The sequence below is a fragment of the Agitococcus lubricus genome (assembly GCF_003051055.1).
Taxonomy (GTDB): Bacteria; Pseudomonadota; Gammaproteobacteria; order Pseudomonadales; family Moraxellaceae; genus Agitococcus; species Agitococcus lubricus.
Genome location: NZ_QAON01000005.1, coordinates 219,350 through 241,442, shown reverse-complemented (window position 1 = coordinate 241,442; position 22,093 = coordinate 219,350). Strand labels below are relative to the sequence as shown.

At 42.8% G+C, this 22,093-nt stretch carries 25 protein-coding genes; 21 read left to right on the top strand and 4 right to left on the bottom strand.

All coding sequences use genetic code 11. The features are described 5' to 3' along the window. The first annotated feature begins 198 nt into the window (after nt 1–198). The 14 genes from birA (at nt 199) to hisC (ending at nt 11,012) form a co-directional block, all read left to right on the top strand. Nucleotides 199–1,179 carry a bifunctional biotin--[acetyl-CoA-carboxylase] ligase/biotin operon repressor BirA gene (gene birA / locus C8N29_RS07465; RefSeq protein ID WP_170106927.1) on the top strand — a complete coding sequence of 327 codons (981 nt, stop codon included), beginning with the start codon at nt 199–201 and terminating at the stop codon, nt 1,177–1,179. Next, entirely contained in the window at nt 1,176–1,919 is a 744-nt protein-coding gene (locus tag C8N29_RS07460; protein WP_107865425.1) for a type III pantothenate kinase, read from the top strand. The genes birA and C8N29_RS07460 overlap by 4 nt, the downstream gene beginning before the upstream one ends. Before the next feature lie 27 nt (nt 1,920–1,946). Next, entirely contained in the window at nt 1,947–2,624 is a 678-nt protein-coding gene (locus tag C8N29_RS07455; protein WP_107865424.1) for an SPOR domain-containing protein, read from the top strand. A gap of 20 nt (nt 2,625–2,644) precedes the next feature. Then, nucleotides 2,645–3,457 (top strand): ATP-binding cassette domain-containing protein, encoded by an 813-nt coding sequence (locus tag C8N29_RS07450; RefSeq protein ID WP_107865423.1) that lies wholly within the window; start codon nt 2,645–2,647, stop codon nt 3,455–3,457. 2 nt (nt 3,458–3,459) lie between these two features. After that, nucleotides 3,460–4,239: a lipid asymmetry maintenance ABC transporter permease subunit MlaE gene (gene mlaE / locus C8N29_RS07445; protein WP_420836653.1), complete on the top strand. Its 780-nt coding sequence runs from the start codon at nt 3,460–3,462 to the stop codon at nt 4,237–4,239. Beyond that, nucleotides 4,239–4,745, top strand: a complete 507-nt coding sequence (gene mlaD, locus C8N29_RS07440; protein ID WP_107865421.1) for an outer membrane lipid asymmetry maintenance protein MlaD — start codon at nt 4,239–4,241, stop codon at nt 4,743–4,745. Before mlaE ends, mlaD begins: the two co-directional genes overlap by 1 nt. 18 nt (nt 4,746–4,763) lie before the next feature. After that, a complete protein-coding gene (locus C8N29_RS07435) occupies nt 4,764–5,399 on the top strand; it encodes an MlaC/ttg2D family ABC transporter substrate-binding protein (protein WP_107865420.1) in 636 nt (211 codons plus the stop codon). A gap of 8 nt (nt 5,400–5,407) precedes the next feature. Further along, nucleotides 5,408–5,713 (top strand): STAS domain-containing protein, encoded by a 306-nt coding sequence (locus C8N29_RS07430; protein WP_107865419.1) that lies wholly within the window; start codon nt 5,408–5,410, stop codon nt 5,711–5,713. Nucleotides 5,714–5,722: 9 nt separating this feature from the next. After that, the gene (locus C8N29_RS07425; protein ID WP_107865418.1) at nt 5,723–5,974 is read left to right on the top strand and encodes a BolA family protein; all 252 of its coding nucleotides are present in this window, start codon (nt 5,723–5,725) and stop codon (nt 5,972–5,974) included. 102 nt (nt 5,975–6,076) lie between these two features. Then, the gene (gene murA, locus C8N29_RS07420; RefSeq protein WP_107865417.1) at nt 6,077–7,336 is read left to right on the top strand and encodes a UDP-N-acetylglucosamine 1-carboxyvinyltransferase; all 1,260 of its coding nucleotides are present in this window, start codon (nt 6,077–6,079) and stop codon (nt 7,334–7,336) included. 91 nt (nt 7,337–7,427) lie between these two features. Then, a complete protein-coding gene (gene hisG, locus C8N29_RS07415; RefSeq protein ID WP_107865416.1) occupies nt 7,428–8,078 on the top strand; it encodes an ATP phosphoribosyltransferase in 651 nt (216 codons plus the stop codon). A gap of 112 nt (nt 8,079–8,190) precedes the next feature. Then, nucleotides 8,191–9,489 (top strand): histidinol dehydrogenase, encoded by a 1,299-nt coding sequence (gene hisD / locus C8N29_RS07410; RefSeq protein ID WP_239986987.1) that lies wholly within the window; start codon nt 8,191–8,193, stop codon nt 9,487–9,489. A 4-nt stretch (nt 9,490–9,493) separates the two neighbouring features. Continuing rightward, nucleotides 9,494–9,733 carry a hypothetical protein gene (locus C8N29_RS07405; RefSeq protein ID WP_107865414.1) on the top strand — a complete coding sequence of 80 codons (240 nt, stop codon included), beginning with the start codon at nt 9,494–9,496 and terminating at the stop codon, nt 9,731–9,733. A gap of 217 nt (nt 9,734–9,950) precedes the next feature. Next, on the top strand, nt 9,951–11,012 hold the full coding sequence (hisC, locus tag C8N29_RS07400) for a histidinol-phosphate transaminase (protein WP_239986982.1): 1,062 nt from the start codon (nt 9,951–9,953) through the stop codon (nt 11,010–11,012). A gap of 102 nt (nt 11,013–11,114) precedes the next feature. Here the strand turns inward: hisC and C8N29_RS07395 are convergent, their stop codons facing one another. After that, nucleotides 11,115–12,284, bottom strand: coding sequence for a trypsin-like peptidase domain-containing protein (locus tag C8N29_RS07395; protein ID WP_107865412.1), 1,170 nt, complete (start codon nt 12,282–12,284; stop codon nt 11,115–11,117). A gap of 169 nt (nt 12,285–12,453) precedes the next feature. Here C8N29_RS07395 and C8N29_RS07390 point away from each other — a divergent pair, with 169 nt between their 5' ends. Next, nucleotides 12,454–13,212, top strand: coding sequence for a Nif3-like dinuclear metal center hexameric protein (locus tag C8N29_RS07390; protein WP_107865411.1), 759 nt, complete (start codon nt 12,454–12,456; stop codon nt 13,210–13,212). Between the two features lie 26 nt (nt 13,213–13,238). Here the strand turns inward: C8N29_RS07390 and C8N29_RS07385 are convergent, their stop codons facing one another. Together C8N29_RS07385 and rlmM are read right to left on the bottom strand one after the other, a co-directional pair. Then, complete coding sequence (locus C8N29_RS07385; protein ID WP_107865410.1) at nt 13,239–14,792, bottom strand: phosphoethanolamine transferase; 1,554 nt, start codon at nt 14,790–14,792, stop codon at nt 13,239–13,241. Nucleotides 14,793–14,891: 99 nt separating this feature from the next. After that, on the bottom strand, nt 14,892–15,941 hold the full coding sequence (rlmM, locus tag C8N29_RS07380) for a 23S rRNA (cytidine(2498)-2'-O)-methyltransferase RlmM (protein WP_107865409.1): 1,050 nt from the start codon (nt 15,939–15,941) through the stop codon (nt 14,892–14,894). A 136-nt stretch (nt 15,942–16,077) separates the two neighbouring features. Here rlmM and sat point away from each other — a divergent pair, with 136 nt between their 5' ends. Then, entirely contained in the window at nt 16,078–17,292 is a 1,215-nt protein-coding gene (gene sat / locus C8N29_RS07375; RefSeq protein WP_107865408.1) for a sulfate adenylyltransferase, read from the top strand. Between the two features lie 65 nt (nt 17,293–17,357). On the opposite strand, the gene C8N29_RS07370 is transcribed toward sat, so the two are convergent. Further along, nucleotides 17,358–17,804, bottom strand: coding sequence for a Z-ring associated ZapG family protein (locus C8N29_RS07370; protein WP_107865407.1), 447 nt, complete (start codon nt 17,802–17,804; stop codon nt 17,358–17,360). 304 nt (nt 17,805–18,108) lie between these two features. Here C8N29_RS07370 and C8N29_RS07365 point away from each other — a divergent pair, with 304 nt between their 5' ends. The 5 genes from C8N29_RS07365 to rpsI all read left to right on the top strand — a co-directional run bounded on the left by C8N29_RS07365 (nt 18,109) and on the right by rpsI (nt 21,938). Then, nucleotides 18,109–18,729: an alpha/beta hydrolase gene (locus tag C8N29_RS07365; RefSeq protein ID WP_107865406.1), complete on the top strand. Its 621-nt coding sequence runs from the start codon at nt 18,109–18,111 to the stop codon at nt 18,727–18,729. Nucleotides 18,730–18,803: 74 nt separating this feature from the next. Beyond that, entirely contained in the window at nt 18,804–19,925 is a 1,122-nt protein-coding gene (gene zapE, locus C8N29_RS07360) for a cell division protein ZapE (RefSeq protein WP_107865405.1), read from the top strand. A gap of 84 nt (nt 19,926–20,009) precedes the next feature. Next, nucleotides 20,010–20,831, top strand: coding sequence for an EcsC family protein (locus tag C8N29_RS07355; RefSeq protein ID WP_107865404.1), 822 nt, complete (start codon nt 20,010–20,012; stop codon nt 20,829–20,831). 275 nt (nt 20,832–21,106) lie between these two features. Continuing rightward, a complete protein-coding gene (rplM, locus tag C8N29_RS07350; protein WP_107865403.1) occupies nt 21,107–21,535 on the top strand; it encodes a 50S ribosomal protein L13 in 429 nt (142 codons plus the stop codon). Nucleotides 21,536–21,545: 10 nt separating this feature from the next. Next, the gene (rpsI, locus tag C8N29_RS07345; protein ID WP_107865402.1) at nt 21,546–21,938 is read left to right on the top strand and encodes a 30S ribosomal protein S9; all 393 of its coding nucleotides are present in this window, start codon (nt 21,546–21,548) and stop codon (nt 21,936–21,938) included. Nucleotides 21,939–22,093 lie beyond the last annotated feature (155 nt).

The following is a 22,093-nucleotide window of genomic DNA, read 5'->3' as shown; positions in this document are numbered from 1 at the left end:
GTGCGCCAATGGTAGTGTGGCATTCGCCATGTGAGAGTAGGTCATCGCCAGACCCCAATCAAAAAAAGCCCTTCTCATGAAGGGCTTTTTTATTTTTAAAATTTTTTCTGCTCTTTTTGCTATGCATTTGCATGAAAAAATCCTGTCTAATTTGAAAATCCGTGTATCCTATTGAAAATTCTATTTTTTATGGAGGATATGATGGATATTCTCGAACTTTTGGCCGATGGGCAACTACATTCAGGTGTTGAACTTGCGCAGAAGTTAGGTGTCAGTCGTACCACGGTATCGAATTATATTAACCAGTGGATTGAACGCGGCTTAGCCATTGAAACGGTTTCGGGGAAAGGATACCGTTTGCCTTATACGATAACATGGTTAGATAAAGAAAAAATTCAACAAGGCTTATCGTTATCCAGTCAACAGCGCATTTCGCAATTTCAGTTATTTCGTATCATTGGTTCTACCAATGATGAGGCGGCTAAACGTATCGCCAGCTCACAACAATCAGGTGTTGTTTGTATTGCCGAAATGCAAGAAGCAGGCCGTGGTCGACGCGGTAGAGCGTGGTTATCACCCGTTGGTGCAAACTTTTATGGTTCTGTGGCTTGGATATATGGCCAAGGTTTTGCCGTAGTTGAAGGATTAAGTTTGGCAGTGGGTGTGGCGGTTATTGAGGCTTTAGCGGATTTAGGGGTACAAGGCTTAAGCCTAAAATGGCCAAATGATATTTTGTGGCATGGTCAAAAATTAGGTGGTGTTTTAATCGAGATGACAGGCGAAGTGGATGGTTCATGTCAAGTTGTGCTCGGTTTGGGGATTAATGTCAAATTACCTTTGCATTATCGTCAACAAATAGAGCAGCCTGTTGCCGATATATATTCTATTTTGGGGCAAGATATCAATCGCCAACAGTTGACGGCAAAATTGATTGAGGCCTTAGTCTCATTATTAGCAGAGTATGAGCAGACAGGCTTTGCACCTTGGCAGCAACGATGGCTGCAATATGATGCATTTGCCAATCAACAGGTAAAAATTTTAGGCCTTACGCCTGTCATTGAAGGCATAGCGCGTGGTATTGATGAGCGAGGCGCTTTGTTAGTACAAACAACCGACGGCCGAATCATCACCATACATGGTGGAGAAGTGTCTTTGCGTCAATCAGAGCAGTTATCATGAACCGATATTGTTATATTGATATTGGCAATTCACGCATTAAGTGGTGGTTATGCGAGCAACATTCGATTGTTAAGCGTTATGTCGCTTGGCATACCCCGACTATTGCAGAGCTTTTAGATGAGTTACCTCACGATTTTGACCATTCTGTGAGTTTTGTGGGAATTTCTTCGGTTCAGGATGATGACTATAATCAGCAACTCACACAAGAAATTTATCAACGTTGGGGTATTTATCCTGAGTTTGCAGTGACGCAGGCCGTGAGTCGGCAAATTGAGTGTGCCTATGATGAGCCAACGAAATTAGGTATTGATAGATGGTTAAATGTCTTAGCTGTTGCTAATGCTCAACCTGTCTGCGTGGTCAGTTGTGGCACTGCGTTAACCATAGATATCGTAGAAGATAATCGTCATTTGGGGGGATATATTATTCCAAGTCTCAATTTACAATTATCTGCCTTGCTGCAAGGGACAAAACGTGTAAAGCCTGAAAAGATAACCTTCAATTCTTTAGACTTGGGAACAAATACGAGTCAAGCGGTGCATCATGGTATTTTAATGGCTTGTGTAGCCGTCATCGAAAAAGTCCACCAACAGCGGCAGACAAGTCTACAAAAAACTGTTAATTTGGTCTTGACTGGAGGGGATGCTGAAAAAATTGGCCAACATTTGTCAATTGAGCATGTTATTATCCCTGAATTACTCCTTTTAGGACTACAACGATACTTTGGCCATTCATCATAAGCCGCCGATATTATAAGAGGAATGGATATGCCTTTAGTCTTTGGGCTGTTGGTTGTCTTTAATGCCGTTTTTTTAGCATGGCAGTTTTTTGAACAGCAAAATCGTTCGCAAACGCCAGTTGTCATTACCGATGAACAACAAGGTCAACGTTTGCAACTATTGACAGAACGTGCAGATTTGAAAAAAGAAGAAAGTTCAGATACACAAGAAAGTGCGACTGCTACAACTGCAAGTACACCCAAGCAAAATAGCCCTAGCTGTTTACGTGTTGGCCCCTTTGTTAATCAAAGCATGTTAAAGCATGTCAAAGCAACCTTTGAGAAAAGTGGTTTTGATGTCAAACAGATTTCTTTGCATAATCAGAGTACTAACTATTTTGTCTATATTCCACCTGTCAGTAATTTAGATAAAGCACAGATGATTTTGGCAGATTTACAAAAAGCGGGTATAAGTGCCACGATTGTCACAGAAAGCAACTTGGCAAATGCGATTGCGATAGATACTGTGCAAAGTAGTGAGGATGCCGATAAGCTAAAAAAACGCGTGATGGACTTAGGTTATCGAGCTGAAGCGAGAACATCAGTCTCCAATCAAGAAGAGCAATGGTTATTATTGTTGCAAGCGGGAGACGTTGCCCGTGCTCAAGCTGACCGTTTATTGGTCGGTAGTCCTAAAATTCGACGCGAATCTGTATCTTGTCCTTAATTTATTGGCTGTAACTATACATGAGTTCTTTGACGGATTCCGTACTCGTTTCTATTCGCAATTTGTCTTTTAGTCGAGGCGATAGAGTTATTTATGATAATGTTAGCCTAGACGTTGCACGGGGTAAAGTCACGGCTATTATGGGGCCTTCTGGCTGTGGTAAAACCACGTTGTTGCGTTTTATTGGCGGGCAGCTGTATCCCGACCAAGGACAAGTACTGGTGAATGGTCAAGATGTCCCCCAAATGAGTCGACGAGAGCTATTTAGCGCGCGTGCAAAAATGGGTATGTTATTTCAGAGTGGGGCACTATTTTCCGATTTATCGGTCTACGAAAACGTCGCTTTCCCTTTACGCGCACACACCAAACTCCCAGAGACGCTTATCCACGAATTGGTACTGATGAAATTAGAGGCGGTAGGTCTGCGTGGTGCGGTGCATTTAATGCCTGCTGAGTTATCGGGTGGTATGCAGCGCCGTGCAGCACTTGCCCGTGCCATTGCCTTAGACCCTGAATTAATCATGTATGATGAACCCTTTGCAGGGCAAGACCCGATTGTCAAAGGGGTATTAGTGACCTTAATTAGGACCTTGCGTGAAGCCTTAGGTTTAACCAGCATTATTGTTTCTCATGATGTGCCAGAAACCCTACATATTGCTGACTATATTTATATCATTGCCAATAAAACGATTATCGGTCAAGGTACGCCAGAAGAGCTACGTCATTCAGAATCACCCTTTGTACAACAGTTTTTGACGGGTAGTCCTGATGGGCCTGTCCGTTTCCATTATCCTGCCCCCAGCTTTAGTCAAGAGCTAGGAGGGGTACAATGAGTATAAACGTGATTCGTCGTTTGGGCGCAAGCACTCTGAATCGTTTAGAGTCATTAGGCGCAGCAGGTGTGTTTTTGTGGCAGACTTTGGTTGCTTGGCCGCAATTTAGAACCTCGTTTCCCTTGCTCGTTAAGCAGTTGTATGCAATTGGGGTATTATCCTTAGCGATTATTATGGTGTCTGGCTTATTCATTGGCTTGGTACTGGGCTTACAAGGATACAATATCCTCATTACCTATGGCAGTGAGCAAGCATTAGGTACACTGGTTGCCCTTACCTTAGTCCGAGAATTAGGCCCTGTAGTGACGGCATTATTATTTGCTGGCCGTGCAGGGTCTGCACTTACGGCTGAAATTGGTTTGATGAAGGCGACAGAACAATTAGCTAGTATGGAAATGATTGGTGTAGACCCATTACGTCGAGTCATTGCACCCCGTTTTTGGGCTGGATTTATTAGCATGCCTTTATTAGCCATCATTTTTTCTGCGGTTGGTATTATTGGTGGTATGTTGGTAGGGGTCGATTGGTTGGGCATATATTCAGGTTCATTCTGGGCAAATATGCAAAATTCCGTAGAGTTTTATGATGATATTGTAAACGGAATTATTAAAAGTGTGGTGTTTGGCATCGCGGTGACATGGATTGCCTTATTTCAAGGTTATGACTGTATTCCAACCTCAGAGGGCATTTCTGTAGCTACAACAAAGACGGTTGTTTATGGCTCACTGTCGGTTTTGGCGCTCGATTTTATTTTAACAGCCGTTATGTTTGGAGGTTTTTAATGCGTACTCGCTCCCTAGAACTCGCCGTTGGGGTGTTTTTAGTGGCTGGCATAGCGGCATTGTTCTTTTTAGCTATTAAAGTCAGTGGGTTAAGCACAGAGCTTAGTCAGCCAAGCTACAAAATTTATGCACATTTTCAGAATATTGGTGGGCTGACTGTACGCTCTAAAGTGACGATGTCAGGGGTGACTATCGGCCGTGTTGCGTCTATCGAATTAGACAAAAAACGACTCAATGCCAAAGTGACATTAGAAATTTATAACGACGTCAATGAAATCAGTACAGACTCTGTCGCGAGTATCTTAACTGCGGGGCTGTTAGGCGAAAAATACATTGGTATCGTCCCAGGTGCCGATGACATATTTCTAAAGAATGGTGACGAAATCGAACAGACACAATCCTCACTTGTGTTAGAAGATTTGATAGGCAAATTCCTCTTTAATAAGGCGACCGAAGACAAGTCTAAAGACAGTAGTCCTGCGCCTGCTAAAGAAGAAGCGTTCTAATCATTGAGGAATCCAGTTATGTTACAGCGTATTCAACGTGTTTTTGCCTTTTTGGCAATGGTGAGTGTGATGTTGGCAGCACAATTAACGTATGCTGCCGAAAATCCTAAAGATTTTGTCCAGCGTATCTCGACGGACTTAACCACGCGTTTAGTAAAAGACCGTGCCGCTTACAAGAAAGACCCTGACTTATTGTTGACGATTATTAAGGAAAATATTGAGCCGTATGTGGATTTTAACGGATTTGCTAAAGGGGTTATGGGACAGTTTTATCGTCAAGCGACAGACAAACAACGGGCTGATTTTACTGAAACTTTTAAGAAAAGTTTGATTCGTACCTATGCCAATGGTTTAGGTGCATACGAAAATCAAAAGTTTAACGTCAAACCGTTTACGGCGGGTGACGACCCTAAAAAAGCACAGGTTGATATGGATATTCAAACAGGCAGTGGCACAGTCATTCCTGTCAGTTATCAGTTGGTATTAGATAGTCAAGGTCAATGGAAAGTCCGTAATGTGATTTTAGATGGCATCAACTTAGGTTTAACTTTCCGTAATCAATTTGCATCGACTGTAGAGTCCAATCGTGGCAATTTAGACAAAGCAATTGCTAACTTTGTACCGTCTGCAGGAGATAGTAAAAAAGCGAACTAGGAACCACTATGTCGAATGTTGCGACATTAACTATGCAAAACACACGCCTCCATTTGGGAGGCGTTGTCCATTTTGATAATGCAGAAAAAGTGTGTCAGGATGGCTTAGAATTACTCAAAAAATCACCTAATCCACTCATTGTGGACATGCAGGCTTTAGAGAGTAGTAGCAGCGTTGTCATTGCAATTCTGTTAAGATGGATGCGTGCTGCAAACCAAGCCCAACAACGCCTGTGTATTGCCAATATGCCCGATAAACTACGTGCCATTGTGCGTGTCAGTGGTTTAACGGATGCCTTCTCTGAAGTAGATTAGGAATAATTTATGACACCTGATGTGATTAAATCATTATTACAAGCCGCTTTTCCTGATGCCGTTGAGGTCATTGTGACAGGCGAGGGAGCTAAATTCCAAGTGACTGTTGTCAGTGAGGAATTTGCCAGTTTACGACCTGTTGCCAAACAACAACGGGTCTATGCACCGTTGAATGAGCATATTGCCAGTGGTGCGATTCATGCGGTTACTATGCGTACCTTAACGCCCGAAGAGTGGCGTAAAGCGCAGTTATTTGCCTAAATTTTAATGAGTAACGCCTTATTCTGAGTCATGATGCTGTTGCCATCTCAACAGTATCTTTCCCCTTTCTATGCAACACATGCGGTTAAGAGCAATACAAAAATGGATAAGCTATTGATTAGTGGCGGCAATCGTCTTGATGGCGATGTCCGAATTTCTGGGGCAAAAAACGCAGCATTGCCATTATTTGCGGGGGCTATTTTAGCGTCCACTCCACTGACGTTAACGAATGTACCCAACTTACGCGATATCAATACCATGATACGTATTTTGGCGCATATGGGCATTAGTATAGAAAAGACGTCGGAGGATACGGTTGTCGTGAATCCTAATACCCTGACTCAGCCAGTTGCACCCTATGAATTAGTCAAAACCATGCGCGCCTCAATTTTTGTATTAGGGTCGTTGGTCACACGTTTCAAAGAGGCTTATGTATCGCTGCCTGGTGGATGCGCTATTGGTACACGTCCTGTTGACCAACACCTAAAAGCCTTGGAGGCTTTAGGCGCAACAGTCACTGTCGAAAAAGGTTATGTGCATGCCAAAGTCGACGGTCGTTTACGTGGCGGCCGCATTTTCTTTGATATGGTGACGGTGGGTGGTACCGAGAATGCGATTATGGCGGCAACCTTAGCAGAAGGGACAACCATTATTGAAAATGCAGCCCGCGAGCCAGAGGTCGTGGATTTGGCGAATATGCTGATTAAGATGGGGGCGAAAATCGAAGGTGCGGGTACTGACCGTATTATTGTTCAGGGTGTCGACGAATTGACAGGCTGCGACTATGCCGTCTGTCCAGACCGTATTGAAACAGGCTCGTATTTAGCAGCAGCCGTAATGACAGGCGGCCGTATTCGCGCCACGCATACCGACCCTGCTTTACTAGATGCCGTGTTGTTAAAGTTCTTAGAGATGGGAGCATCAGTGACGACAGGTACGGATTGGATTGAAGTGGACATGCAAGGCAAACGCCCACGTGCCGTCAATTTCCGTACGGCGCCACATCCTGCTTTTCCAACCGATATGCAAGCACAGTTTATGGCGATTAATGCTATTGCAGAAGGGACAGGCACAATTAATGAAACGATTTTTGAAAATCGATTTATGCATGTTCCAGAGTTGAATCGTATGGGGGCAAATATTGAAGTTGATGGCCATACAGCAGTTGTACGTGGTGTTGCAACCTTAGAGGGCGCTCCTGTCATGGCGACTGACTTACGTGCCTCTATGTCCTTGGTCTTAGCCGCTTTAGCCGCAGAAGGGGATACCTTAATTGACCGTATTTATCATATTGACCGTGGTTATGAGCGTGTCGAGGAAAAATTATCGCAATTAGGTGCTAATATACGCCGAGTGAAATGACCCTCTTTAGCTTTCTCCCAAACTGAGAATAAGCACTTCTTCGCCGATTGGGAGAGGAATGGGGTGAGTGTAAACCAAGAGAATGATGTGAATGTCGCAGTTGATTATTGCTTTATCTAAAGGACGCATCTTAAAAGATACCTTGCCCTTGTTAAAGGAAGCGGGGATTGAGTTATTGGAAGACCCCGAAAAAAGTCGTAAATTGATTTTTCCGACGACGCACCCGCAAGTGCAAATTATCATTATCCGTGCTACGGATGTGCCGACGTATGTTGAAAACGGCGCAGCCGATGTGGGCGTGGCAGGAAAAGATGTCTTAATGGAGCACGGGGCGAATGGTGTATACGAGCCCTTAGATTTAGACATTGCCAAATGTAAACTGATGGTCGCAGGTAAAGTAGATGCACCGCCAGTGCGTGGGCGGCTAAAAATTGCGACTAAGTTTGTCAATTTGACTAAGCATTATTATGCCGAAAAAGGTGAACAAGTCGAAGTCATTAAACTCTATGGTTCGATGGAGTTAGCACCGCTGATGGGCTTAGCCGACCGTATTGTGGATGTCGTAGATACTGGAAAAACTCTCAAAGAAAATGGTCTAGCACCTTTAGAGTTGATTGCCTATATTTCGTCGCGTCTGATTGTTAACAAAGCCAGTTATAAGCGTAAAGCAGACTTAATCCAGCCCTTATTGCAACAGTTAGAAGCCACGGTCAATGCCAAAAAGCATGCAGTATCAGCTTGAGTGATGGGCACTGAACACAGCGTGTCTTGTTCAGTGCCCATGTACGATATTTCAGCGTATCTTAGAGATATGATGTTTAATACTTCCTATACACAGTGTAATTATGATGACGATACGTCGTATGAATAGCCAGTCGGCTAACTTTGAGCAAGAACTCAATCAGTTATTGGCATGGGAATCGGTAAACGACCACAACTTACAGCAAACGGTTTTAGATATCATTGCCCGTGTGCGTCAAGCAGGCGATAGTGCGGTACTCGATTATACGCAACGCTTTGACCAAGTCTCTGCCTCACATGTGACAAATTTAATGATTCAACCTGCACAGCTAGCGGCAGCATATCATCAATTAACCGAAGACAAGCGCAGTGCATTAGCAACGGCTGCGGAGCGTATTCGTCATTATCATAGCAAACAAAAGCAAGAATCTTGGCAATATCGAGAAGTCGATGGTACGGTCTTAGGTCAACAAATTACGCCTTTAGACCGTGTAGGGATTTATGTGCCAGGTGGTAAAGCCAGCTATCCCTCCTCTGTACTCATGAATGCTATCCCCGCTAAAGTGGCAGGTGTACCTGAAGTCATTATGTGTGTACCAACGCCACGTGGTGAAGTTAATAACTTGGTATTGGCAGCGGCACATCTGGCTGGTGTAGATAAAGTCTTTACCATTGGCGGCGCGCAAGCGGTCGCTGCCTTAGCTTATGGCACACAAACCATTCCTAAAGTCGATAAAATCGTCGGGCCAGGTAATAGTTATGTGGCAACAGCTAAGCGTCTGGTCTTTGGTCAGGTCGGTATCGATATGATTGCAGGCCCATCGGAGATTTTGATTTATTGTGATGGGAAAACACATCCTGATTGGATTGCAATGGACTTGTTTTCGCAAGCGGAACATGATGAAGAAGCGCAAGCTATTTTAATCAGCGAGGATGCTGCCTATTTAGATGCGGTACAGCAATCCCTTGATAAGTTATTGCCTACGCTAGAGCGTGCGGTAATTGCACGGGCTTCTTTAGCAGGGCGTGGAGCTTTGATTCATGTACAAAATGAAGTAGAGGCCATTGCGCTCATCAATCGGATTGCACCCGAACATTTGGAGTTATCGGTCGAAAATCCAGAAGCATTATTGCCACATATTCGTCATGCGGGCGCAATTTTTATGGGGCGTTATACGCCAGAAGCCTTGGGCGACTATTGTGCAGGGCCTAATCATGTCTTACCCACATCGGGGACGGCGCGTTTCTCTTCGCCTTTAGGTGTATATGACTTTCAAAAACGCTCAAGCATTATTTATTGTTCGGCACAGGGGGCAAGCCATTTAGCAGAGGTGGCTTCCGTATTGGCGCGTGGTGAAAGTTTAACAGCGCATGCACGTTCAGCCGAGTATCGTATGATTGCTGAGGAATAAACCGATGGACTTAGCTGATAAATTTATTCAATTTGCCGAGTCAGGAAATCAACAACGTCTAAGCAGTAAAGATGGCCGTTTGTTGCAAGGGTGGATTATGGAAATCACCGACGATGCCTTACTTATCAGTTTGGGTGAAGGGGAGCGCGGGCAAGATATTTGGCTGTCATTTAATGACATAGACCCACTCAGTTTGGCCTATTGGCATAGTCAGAGCCAGCAGTGGCAGACATTCCGTTTATAATCGTTGTCATCTGCTTTGACACTAACATTTTTTGCCTGACATCATTAAGGTACGAGTACCGTAGCTTGTAGGCCGTGTAGTGCTGTAGCCTGTATGCAGCGTAGCGAAATACAGGATAAATAAATTTGACAATATGACATGATATTTTTTGTCATAAATCCCGTGTTGTGTTGCCCCTCGCACGGGCTACCTGATTGTGTAAAAAACTTTGAGTACCATGATGAGCCAAAATTATTGGAGTCCCTTAGTTAAGACCTTAGTACCGTATACTCCCGGTGAGCAACCAAAAGTTGCTAACTTAATTAAGTTAAATACTAACGAAAATCCCTATCCGCCTTCACCCTTAGCACTACAAGCGATGCAACAAGCGGTAGGTGAGGGCTTGCGTTTGTATCCTGACCCCGATGCGTCTGGCTTAAAACAAGCGATTGCCGATTATTATGGCGTAGAGCGTCAACAAGTCTTTGTGGGTAATGGTTCGGATGAAGTATTGGCTCATGCCTTTATGGCGTTTTTTAAGCAAAATGAGCCGATTTTATTTCCCGATATTTCCTATAGCTTTTATAAAGTGTATGCAGGTTTGTATGAAGTAGGGTACAAAACCGTCCCACTCAATGAACAATTTCAAATAGCAGTAGAAGACTATCAACAACCAAACGGCGGTATTATTTTTCCCAATCCCAATGCGCCTACAGGTTGTTTATTGCCTTTGGCGGCGATTGAGCAAATCTTACAAGCGAATCCTAATCGTGTGGTGATTGTCGATGAGGCATATATCGATTTTGGTGGCCAAACAGCAATTCGCTTAGTTCATCAGTATCCACAATTATTAGTAGTACAAACCTTATCCAAGTCGCGTTCTTTAGCAGGCTTACGTATTGGATTGGCGGTCGGCCAAGCGCATTTGATTGACGCCCTAGAGCGTGTAAAAAATAGCTTTAATTCGTATCCTATGGATAAAGTGGCGATTGCAGGTGGTGTGGCGGCATTTGAAGATACAGTCTATTTTCAGCAAACTTGCCAAGCGATTATTAATAATCGCACATGGTTAACCACACAATTAGAGCAACTGGGCTTTGACGTTTTGCCCTCTGCGGCAAACTTTGTCTTTGCTCGCCATCCGCAACAAGATGCTGCACAATTAGCGCTTAAATTGCGCGAGCAAGCGATTATTGTTCGCCATTTTAAGCTACCAAGGATTGAACAGTTTCTCAGAATTACCGTGGGTAAAGCGGAAGACAATCAATCCTTAGTCACGGCATTGCAAGCAATCTGTTAGCAAGCACTGCGCGGTTTGCAAAACAAAAACCCACGATACATCAATGGGTATCGTGGGTTTATTTAGCCAGTACAGGACACACGCGTACTTAGCTAATGGCTATTATTCTTGTCCTTCATCCTGTTGACTTTCTTCGGTTTTAGGACGTTTACCCACCGTCACACTTAAATCGACTTCTTGATTGCCGCGTTTGACAACCACATCGATGGTGGTATTGGGCTTAATTTTGGCGATGGTATTCATGAGCTGATTGGCTGAACTCATTTTTTGTTTGTTGATACTGAGAATAACATCATTTGGCCGCATGCCACCTTCAGACGCTGGCCCTCCCCGTACCACACCGCCAATGGCGACCCCGTCACTACTTTTGTTATTCAGTGAGCCATCTTCATTAAAACCGCTATTATCTTGTTTGATTTCAACGCCTAACCAACCGCGAATGACTTGCCCATGACTAATAATCTCCATCATCACCGATTGTGCAAGCTGAGAGGGAATGGCAAAACCAATGCCCATAGACCCTCCCGAACGTGAGTAAATGGCGGTATTGATGCCGACTAAATTCCCCGCGACATCCACCAAGGCACCCCCCGAATTACCAGGATTAATGGCGGCATCAGTTTGAATAAAGTCTTCGAAGGTATTGATGCCTAAACCATTACGCCCCAAAGCCGAAATAATGCCTTGAGTCACCGTTTGTCCTACACCAAAGGGATTACCAATCGCTAAGACCACATCACCCACTTCATTAGTCGAGGTCTTAAAGGGAATAGTGGGTAAGTCTTTTAAGTCAATTTTAATGACAGCCAAATCACTGTCGGGGTCTGTGCCAATCAATTTGGCCTTAGCTTTGCGTCCGTCTTGTAGTGCAACCACAATTTCATTGGCCTTACCAACGACATGGTTGTTAGTTAAAATATAACCATCTTTAGAGACAATCACCCCCGAGCCTAAGCCAGACCGAGGTTCGGATTCTTCTCTGTTCATGCCGTGAAACTCAAAAAAACGCCTAAACATCGGGTCGTTCATTAAGGGATGTGTACTGTGTTTGACAATTTCGGTGGTGAAAATATTAACAACCGCAGGCGCAGTGGCCTTAACGGTAGGTGCATAGGAGCTGACACCGCTAGCTCCTCCTTGAATCGTGACAGGACGCTCTTGTGTCAGTTGCACCGCAGGGGACTTAGCGTCATCGCTCTGCTCTTTAGGTTGGCAAGCGGAAAGGGCAATGAGACTAGACAACAACACTAAACGCAGATAAGGGGTAGACATAATCGTATCCTATACCAAGCTAGATTAAATAAACGAGCCACTTAAGGCGCTACGAAGGAACAGAAGAAACGTGCTCCATCTTTTCATCAAAAGAGCAAACGGACTAAACGTCTGTTAATGTGAGATGCGCTATAATTGGAGACATTTTAGAATAGCTCAAGAGAAAAAAATGGCTTCCTTAACAGAGATTATGCAATTGTTACAAAGCACTCTAAAACCCCAGCTTTTTAATGATTATTGTCCAAACGGTTTACAGGTAGAGGGAAGACCACATATTAAACGCTTAGTCACAGGGGTTACCGCTTGCCAAGCCTTGATTGATAAAGCCATTGAGCTGCACGCAGATGCCATTTTAGTACATCACGGTTTTTTTTGGAAAAATGAAAACCCTTGTGTAGTAGGCATGAAAAAGAATCGTCTACAAACCTTGTTAAAGCACGATATATCCGTGTTGGCTTATCATTTGCCCTTGGATGCGCATGCTGAGTTAGGAAATAACGCGCAGTTAGCCCAAAAATTAGGTTTGAATATGGCGGAAGCGTTATATCCCGATAATCCTAAACAAGTGGGTAATATTGCGGTATTAGCACAAGCTATCACAGTGGATGCGTTAATTGGCCGTTGTCAACAAATATTAGGCCAAACGCCGTTACATATTGCAGGACAGGCGACAGCGTTGCGGCGAATCGGCTTTTGTACAGGCGCGGCACAAGGATTTATTGAACAAGCGGCGTTAATGGGCTGTGATGCCTATATCAGTGGTGAAATTTCCGAACCAACAGTACACATTGCACGTGAAATGGGGATTCATTATCTGGCCGCAGGACACCACGCGACTGAGCGTTATGGCGTACAGGCCTTGGGCGACTTTTTGGCGGCTAAATTGGGTATAGAGCATATTTTTGTGGATATCGAAAATCCTGTTTGAATCATAATTGGTTATAAAATGAACGACTAATCAAACCAATATTGATTTGGTCTAGATGGATGGGCAGAAATTCCCATTAAATACATCATATTATTATCAAGGTCTTGTGTGTAAAGCTTTTTAGCGAGATCAACTCCTTTATTTTTTTGCTTATCATGCCAAATTATGATGGGTACTAAGTAGCCTGCTTTAGTATCTGGGCTATGCCCAGCATAATTTAGGTTATGTCCAACCTCATTGCCATGATCTGATACAAAAATAAAAGAGCTGAACTGATTATTATTTGATTGAGATTGTAATAGTGTTAATGTTTTATCAATTAAGTAGTCTTGATATAAAATTGCATTATCATAATGATGCCTTTGATGCTGAATCCATGAGTTTATATTTTTACTCTCTAATAAAAACTCTATTTTGTCATTTGTATCATGATTAAATACATTAAAATTACTAGGATAACGTTTCTCATAATTAGGATGAGCACCTATAAAGTGAAGTATAATCAACTTCTTAGGATAAGAATCATTTAAAGCTTTTTCGTAATCTACTAATAAAGACTCGTCAAGTGATTGACTGCTTCGACCTGAACGATTATTTTTATAAATGGCTGTATTGGCATAGTTGCCAAATAGAGAAGATATATAAATATCATTTTGATTACTTAGCCAATATATTTTAAAACCACTATTCTTTGCGTATGCTAATAGGCTTTTTGAAGAGTAATCAAAAGCATTCAAATTAGATGTATCTGTTAGTTTGGTTTTTAGTGATGGAATAGTTGATGCAGCAGCAGAATAAGCATTACAGTAGACTTTTAATGTACTGAGTCGTTTTTTTAAATTAGGTGTGGTATTCCTATTATAACCACAAATACCTAAATTGAGACTGGTCACACTATCGGTAATAACTAGAACATGTGTTTGTTTTTTGCGATTGTTCTGAATAACTAAGTTCTGTTTGGCTGTTTTATCCCACAATTCATGAACTTCTTGATGTCGTTCAATTCGACTGGCGAACTCTTTAACTTTTTGCTGATATTCGTACCAATAAATAATAGGATGGAGATTTCGAGAGGGTTCAATCGAGTAGGCTAATAATATTAATAAATAACAAAAATACTTTAAGCTATAGCCTATTTTGCTATTAATGATTTCGTTTAATGATTTAAAGTTTGTTTTGCTAAATAAAATAAAGAAGTAAGCTGTTAAAAATAAGATTAATATTAAAGTGTATATAAATATATAATATATATGAGTAGTGAGAAATTCAAAAGTTTCGTTTTTGTTAGTGTTTGCTATTGCTTCTATAATAAAATAAGAGTCAGTATCGCTATTTAATAAAAACCAAGTTGATGAGCGTAATAGACTATCTGAAATAAAAAAGATAGTCCATAATACTATGAAATATTTTAATGCTTTTTTTGAGGTTTTTAGATAGAAATATATCAAGAATATACTAGGTAAACATAATCCAAATAATCTAATACCATCTGATATATTGCCTGCTATTATTAATAATCCTCCACAAATAATAGATGGTATAAAAAATATAAAAAAGTAGAAGATATAGTTTTTAAACATGTAACTCAATACTCAAGTACTTTAAACATGGATATATATACTATTGATGATGTTGACATAATAGTACAGAGCATTTTTTTGAATTTGCGCCTGTAAATCTTAACAACGATACAAATAGCCAGTCACTTCTTCTCTATCGTGGTAAAGCTGCTTAAAGGCTAAACGGTAATCAACGTTTTTGGCAGATAAAATACCATCCATTAACGCTTGGCAATGTAATAATTCTTCAAAACGTTTTTTCATCGGCAGTTTCAAGTTAAAAATCGCTTTTTGGGCATCCCCATCGGCAATCCAACTGGCAATGGTTTGGGCAACACGGGCAGGGCTTTCAATCATATCGCACACCAACCAAGTGACAGGTCGTTCAGGTCGATACTTAAAGCCGTCGACTTTTAAGTGTTCTACTTGACCGGACTGCATTAAGGCTTTATCCATTGTTCCATTATCAATAGCAGTGACTTGTAATCCACGGTCTACTAATTGCCATGTCCAACCACCGGGTGCTGCGCCTAAATCAACGCCCGTCATGCCTTCGCGTAACCAATTTTGTTGTGTGTCTGAATCTAAATAGTAATGAAAGGCTTCTTCAAGTTTTAAGGTAGAGCGACTGGGGGCATCTTTAGGAAAACGTAAACGTGGTATACCCATTGGCCACGGTGAACTATTATTCATTTGACTATAGGCAATATAGACGGTGGTAGAGTCTAAAAAAAACAAATGCAGGCGTTGTTCGGCTTTTTTGCGTAATAAAGTTCGTTTTTTTAACACGGAGGTAAACGCAGGTGCAAAGGACTTAAAAAAGCCCGCTAAACTTTTGCCCTCATTGGTATCTGCGCCTTCAAATACCACATCGTGATAAAACATACCATCACAGGCAGCAATTAACGCACTAATACGGTCTTCGGCATTCAGTGTTAGTGGTTCGCTGTGTTTCAGAAATAATAATTGCCGAGCAAAGACTAAATCGCGCCATTGTGGCGCTTGTTTGCCTGTTGTCGGTAAATCTTGACCGCAAAATAAGACAAAAGCACTGTCTGTTTTGCTTTTTACATAGCCTTGCCAATCATATTGGCTGGCAACATGTTGTAACTCGGCTGTCGCTTCTTTTTCAAAACCTGCACGACAATAGATTAAATACGCGTTAGTCATTCTGGCCTTAGCTCATCTTGAGAGTTGTTGAAAATATGGATTGTTTTAAGCAATCAGCGATTAGCACTTAAGTTATCACTAAAAACGCGTATAATTACTGCCTTTTTATTGCTCTGCAAGTTTTAGAGGAATTTTTATGTCATTAGTAAAACCACATGGTAGCGATGTTCTCCTACCTTTGTTATTAGAAGGCGAAGCATTAGCTGCCGAGCAAACTCGCGCACAAGGCTTAAAAAAGGTCTTAATTAGCTCTCGTGAAAGCGGTGACTTAATTATGCTCGGTATTGGTGGTTTTACCCCATTGACTGGCTTTATGGGTAAAGACGATTGGCAAAGTGTTTGTACCAACATGACGTTAAGCAACGGTTTGTTTTGGCCAATTCCTATTACCTTGTCTACAAGCGTAGATGTGGCTGATACGATTGCATTGGGTGAGGATGTTGCGCTTGTTGATAGTGAAACTGGCGAAATCATGGGCACAATGACGGTCAGCGAAAAATACAGCATTGACAAGAATTTAGAGTGCCAAGAGGTTTTCCGTACCACAGACGCTGCTCACCCTGGTGTTAAAATGGTGATGGAGCAAGGAGACGTCAACTTAGGTGGTGCGGTTAAAGTGTTATCGCAAGGTGAGTTCCCGACTAAGTATGCCGATACGTATATGACGCCTGCACAAACACGCGCTTTGTTTGAAGAAAAAGGTTGGAAAACCATTGCCGCTTTCCAAACCCGTAACCCGATGCACCGTTCACACGAATACTTAGCCAAAATTGCGGTTGAGATTTGTGATGGCGTGATGATTCACTCGTTATTAGGCGCACTCAAACCGGGCGACATTCCTGCCGATGTTCGTCAAGAAGCGATTGGTGTGTTGATTGATAATTACTTCAAAAAAGACACCGTCGTTCAATCGGGTTATCCTTTAGATATGCGTTATGCAGGCCCACGAGAAGCCTTATTACACGCCTTATTCCGTCAAAATTATGGCTGCTCACACTTAATTGTTGGTCGTGACCATGCTGGCGTGGGTGATTATTATGGCCCATTTGACGCGCAATACATTTTTGATGAATTGCCCAAAGATGCCTTAATTACTCAGCCCTTAAAAATTGACTGGACTTTCTGGTGTAATGCGTGTGGTGGGATGGCCTCTACCAAAACTTGCCCACATGAAGAGCACAACCACGTTAAAGTATCGGGTACTAAGTTGCGTAAAGCCTTATCGGAAGACGAAGAAGTGCCAGAAAACTTTAGCCGTCCTGAAGTATTAGAAGTATTGCGTAAGTATTATGCAGGTATTGCTAAAGAAGACCGTGCCAAAGTAGAGTTAAAAGGTCATTCCGCTAAATAAGCGGTGACTGACGAAAAGAGGCGGAAATTTCCGCCTTTTTTTATCCCTAATTGCAATGAGTCCGCTTATTTGAAACCATACTCTTCATCTAAGGTGCCTTTGTCATGTGGGCTTTTAGTGGCATAGTCACGTGGTGGTTCAATGGTGGCCAAGAATTTATCATCTTCCGCACTGACGGGCTGAGGATACGCATCTTTAGGCGACTCAAGACTTAGGAAGGCAGTGGCAGGATTGCTCGCAGTATGCCGTTTATTGTCAGCACAAAGTTCATGTGCGCCTTTTTGTAAATGCTCATGCACTTCGCGGTAAGCATTGGTTAAGTTATTAACCAACTGTGCAGAGTGTGAGAAGTGGGCGGTCACTGTCTCTTGGTAATGTTCGTATTTTGCTTGTAAGGTTTTTAAGTGGTCTTCTAGCTCACGGACACGACTATCGTTATTGCGATAAAACGGTAAAAAATAGCCGATGGCTAGACCAGCCGCAAAAACTAGGACATACAACAACCAACCCATAAAATTCCCCCTTTGCTAGTGCTTGCTCAGCTAGACTTTCGAGACACATTAGCACGATTCAGCGTGGCTGTCTGTGGTCAAAGTCCTCACAACGCCATACGTTGCATGTCGAGTGACGATAGCTAACATGCGACGTTGTCTGTACTTGTCCTATGTGCGATGTCTTTGCAGTCTTATAAACTGTTTGATAAGGGTTGTATTGTCTATCAAACCTCAAGCAAGCGCTGAAAATAACGTATTAAATCTTGGCGTTTAGACAACTAGTCTATAACATTTAACGTCCAATTGATTGTTAATCATCACTATGACTGCAACAAGCTATGTACAAGGCCGCGCTGGCCGCATTGAAACACGTCTCACAGTACCATCAACTCCACGTACGGGGCAAGTCGCAGTCATTTGCCATCCGCATCCCTTATATGGCGGTACGATGACCAATAAAGTGGTGACAACCGTGGCTAAGGCATTGTTAGACCACGGTATCACGACGGTTATTTTTAACTTTAGGGGAGTCGGGGACAGTGAGGGACAGCATGATTATGGGCGGGGTGAAGTCGATGATGCCTTAGCTGTGACTGCATGGGCGATAGAGCAAACGCAAGCCAAGACATTGATATTGGCTGGTTTTTCTTTTGGTTCATTTATTGCCGCGATGGCAAGTCAACAACTACCAAGTTCTATAGAATTACAGCAGCTTTGGTTATTAGCGCCACCTGTCCATCATTATCAATTTCCCAATCTCAATGCAGAGTCGCAAAAAATACGCGTGATTCAAGGTGAAGCGGATGAAGTCGTGCCTGTCGCCGATGTATTGGCATGGTCAGCGGCACATCAACTGACCACGATTCGTCTCCCTGCGTGTAGTCATTTTTTTCATGGCCATTTAGTGGCGTTACGCCAAATTATTAGCCAGCATACCCCGTAGCGGCCTGTTCTAAAATCGTCAATTGCGTTTTATATGACATGGCTTTTTAACCTTTATGTGGATTTGTATTGAGTATGAGTACTGCGGACACGATACCTTTAAGCCCTTTAGCCCGTTATCAACAAGACTTGGCCAGTGGCACATTTCAGCCTGATGCGGCGCAATTAGCGGCAGTCAACGAGCTTCAACGAATTTATGACGTATTGACGCAGCGTTATCAAGCATCACAAACGCGTAAAGGTTTAGGACGTAGAAAATTAGCTAAAGAAATGCAACAGCCCGTTCATGGTCTATATTTATGGGGGGGCGTGGGGCGTGGTAAAACCTATTTAATGGATTTATTTTGTGAGGCGCTACCGTTTAGACGTAAATTGCGTATGCACTTTCACCGTTTTATGCAACGGGTACACAAAGAGTTAAATGAGTTAAAAGGTGAGAAAAATCCCTTAGAAAAAGTCGCTGACCGTATTCAAGCCGATGCCGTGGTGATTTGTTTTGATGAGTTTTTTGTCACCGATATTACCGATGCCATGTTATTAAAAGGGTTGTTTGAGCAATTGTTTGCTCGTGGTGTGACCCTTGTTGCGACCAGTAACATCATTCCTGATAGGCTTTATGAAAATGGCTTACAACGGGAACGTTTTTTGCCTGCTATTGAGTTAGTTAAAACCTATTGTCAGGTATTAAATGTAGACTCAGGTATTGATTACCGTTTGCGTGTGTTAACGCATGTGGAGTTATATCATCATCCACTAGACGAAGCAGCAGCACGTGTGATGCAGCAAAGTTTTACCGAGTTAGCGCAAGGTACGACTACTCACTTAGATGACGTCATCATCAATGAGCGCATCGTGAATGTGCGCGCCCGTACGGAGGATGTATTGTGGTGCGATTTTGCCGAGTTGTGTGAAAAGCCGCGTAGTGCCTCAGATTATATTGAAATTGCCAAAGAGTATCACACGGTATTACTGAGTAACGTCCCGATAATGGGGGAAAAAAACGATGATGCAACACGGCGTTTTATCAATTTGATTGATGAGTTATATGACCGTCAGGTGAAATTAATCATCACGGCAGAAGCCAGTATTGAACAGATATATAGTCAGGGTAAATTGAATTTTGAAATCAAGCGTACGCGCAGTCGTTTACAAGAAATGCAGTCGCAGGAATATTTAGAGCTACCGCATTTGCCATAGTGCCTGTTGATGTTTAGTTTTTCCTTCGACGCCGCTCAGTAAACCCTTTGTGGTTGAGCTAAGTCGAAGCCCAGTGAGGTATTGATGATGTCCTACGAACAGCAACAACTTCAAACCATATACCGTTGGCAACAACAAAAACCAACGGTAGCGGCAAATTTACTGGGTTTTGCGGTCACGCCTGCTGCAAAATTAGTCGGCAGTATTATTCCTGATTCGGCCTTACAGGCGGCTTTAGAAATGGCCTGTAGTGCGGGCGAAAAATTGGCTAATCCAGACGCGATTTTGAAGCAAGCACATATCGACCATATTGGCCAGTTGTTTCATGTTGACCTACGGGTGTGTGACCAATTAGCCAACACGACACACGATTATGCCATTGCGATGGCTGCCGCTGAAGGCGGTGTGACAGGTGCGACAGGCCTCGTGGGAGTAGCACTAGATATTCCTACCCTCACCACCTTAGCATTGCGCACCATTTATCAAACCGCTTTATGTTATGGTTTTGAATTGAAAGGTGAAGAAGGACGGGCAGTGGCTTTACGCGTCTTTAGTTTGGCGAGTGCCAATTCCTTCAAAGAAAAAGAAGCAGCTCTCGTCAGTTTGGTGGCAATTAAACAAATGTTACATCAGCAAACATGGGCACAAATTCAGCAGGCAGCATTTAGCTCAATGGGCAAAGAGGCTTTAGTCATTGCCTTAAAAGATTTAGCAGGACAACTTGGGATTAACCTGACCAAGCGAAAAGCCTTAAATATTGTCCCAATTGTGGGGGCAGCAATTGGCGCGGCTATCAATGCCAGCTTTCTAAAAGATGTGGGCTGGGCAGCTCGTCATACTTTCCAAGAAATGTGGTTGCTACAACATGGCCATCAGCCGTTGGCAATTAGCTATCAGCCATCGTAAAAGTAGACTTTTTCGCCAATAAAACACAGTTTTATGTTGTCAAATGACTGTAGCTTGAGTAATATCCGCGTTCTATTTTTACCGCTCGCATTTTGTCAGTAATTTGCTGGTTTTTTGTTCATTAGACTAAATTCAGTATTTTTAACTGTAGATAGCAGACTAGCTAACACAAACTGCGAGTATTTACGTTGTAGGGCTTACGCGGCTAATCCCACTGGCTCCCTTGTTATGCCTAAGTCCTGTCCATTATTTGAACTTTAAAAGGCGTTGTAGCAATGAAAACGTTCAGTGCGAAGCCGGAAACGGTTAAGCGTGACTGGTATGTCGTTGACGCTTCTGGCAAGACTCTCGGTCGTTTAGCTTCCGAAATCGCCAGCCGTCTGCGTGGCAAACATAAACCAGAATATACTCCTCATGTTGATACAGGGGATTACATCATCGTCGTGAATGCAGGTGGCTTGGTAGTTACTGGCAACAAAGGCGAGCAAAAAATGTATTGGCGTCACACCGAGTTCCCAGGTGGTATCAAAGGCGTAACTTTCAACAAGTTAATCGCTAAAAAGCCCGAACTCGTGTTAGAAAATGCAGTGAAAGGCATGTTACCTAAAGGTCCTTTGGGTTATGCCATGTTCAGCAAATTAAAAGTGTATGGTGGTGCTGAGCATCCACATGCTGCCCAACAACCTTTAGCTTTAGACATCTAATGGGTGACCTATGACAGCAACAACAAACTACGGCACAGGCCGTCGTAAAACTGCTACTGCCCGTGTGTTCTTAAAAGCAGGTACAGGCAACATTACTGTAAACGGTCGTAGCTTAGATATCTATTTTGCGCGTGAAACTGCACGTATGATTGTACGTCAGCCTTTAGAGTTAATCGAAGGTGCTGATAAGTTTGATATCAATGTCACTGTCGCTGGCGGTGGTATGGGTGGTCAAGCGGGTGCCATTCGTCACGGTATTACACGTGCATTAGTCGAATACGACGAGACCTTAAAGGCCTCCTTGCGTCAAGCTGGCTTTGTTACGCGTGACTCTCGTGAAGTTGAGCGTAAAAAATTGGGTTTACGCAAAGCTCGCAAACGTCCACAATACTCCAAGCGTTAATCCGCTCCGCGATATTGTTTACAATCCCCGGCTTGTCTGGGGATTGTTATTTTTAAGTCTTATAAAATTGTTATAAACTCAAAAGCACACCAAATCCCCTTCTTCTTTGTGGTTTTTTCTTGTAACAATACGTTAAATTCTTTAGACTTGCGGGG